1 protein-coding gene is annotated in these 405 nt (G+C 62.2%); it reads right to left on the bottom strand.

Features of this window, described 5'->3' with window-relative positions; translation table 11 throughout:
• Positions 1 to 405 (bottom strand): permease-like cell division protein FtsX (locus tag KHA85_RS20485; RefSeq protein ID WP_213186705.1); only part of this gene is annotated, 405 nt, incomplete at both ends.

The raw sequence follows: 405 nt of genomic DNA, 5'->3' as shown, positions 1-405 counted from the left end.
ATCGCGCAGGGTGTTGAGGGTATCCGAACTCTGGAAGCTCATCTTCGGCGTAACGATCGCCACCGCCGGCAACGGGTTCTCTTCCAGCATGTCCAACGCGCCGCCAAAGCCAGACCAGTTGCGGAACTCGCCGCGCGCTTCTTCACGCGACAGGTAATTCACCTTCTCCACGCCGGCTTCCGCCTTGATGGCGTCGAGCACTTTCAGCGCCGCGTCGTCGTCGAGCGATTTATCCAGGTAGACCGTCAGCTGCGGCGTCGGGTACCACTGGCTGGCCGCGGCGCTGACGTTTTTCCACACGATGTAGCACACGCTCGGCAGCGTCAGGGAGATGGCGATCACCATCACCGTCAACAGCGTCGCCAACGGCTGGCGCAGCACGTCTTTGATGGCGTTCATCCAGGC

Source organism: Dietzia massiliensis (assembly GCF_018390595.1).
Lineage (GTDB): Bacteria > Actinomycetota > Actinomycetes > Mycobacteriales > Mycobacteriaceae > Dietzia > Dietzia massiliensis.
The sequence above is the reverse complement of the archived record's forward strand: the minus strand, read 5'-3'. Positions and strand labels throughout refer to the sequence as shown.